The sequence below is a fragment of the Faecalibacterium sp. DFI.5.82 genome, assembly GCF_029076575.1.
GTDB lineage: Bacteria > Bacillota > Clostridia > Oscillospirales > Ruminococcaceae > Faecalibacterium > Faecalibacterium duncaniae.
Map to the genome: position 1 here is coordinate 1 of NZ_JARFIS010000384.1, position 317 is coordinate 317.

General features: G+C 63.4%; 1 protein-coding gene. It reads left to right on the forward strand.

The window, feature by feature from the left end; translation table 11 throughout:
* Positions 1–160 precede the first annotated feature (160 nt).
* Positions 161–317, forward strand: a 157-nt coding sequence (locus P0G09_RS17095) for a type I-E CRISPR-associated protein Cas6/Cse3/CasE (protein ID WP_275253264.1), incomplete at its 3' end; no start/stop codon positions are given.

The following is a 317-nucleotide window of genomic DNA, read 5'->3' on the forward strand; positions in this document are numbered from 1 at the left end:
GGCGGATGCTGCTGCCGTGCCCCGGCGTGATCTGGCGGTGTCGTTCAGCCCCATCCACCGGCAGAACGGCTACCGCCCGGTGCGGGAGTGGAACACAAACCCGCCGGAAATGCCCGGCGCGACCGAACATGACGCAATGGCAGAATTGAGGTGAGGAATCATGTATCTATCCCGCGCAGAACTTGTCCCGACCCGCCGTGAGACCATGGTGGCGCTGATCTCGCCCCAGAAATTCCATGGTGCGGTGGAAAACGCTTTTGCCGGTGCGCGCCGCCGCAGGCTGTGGCGGCAGGATCAGCTGGGAGAAAAACTGTACC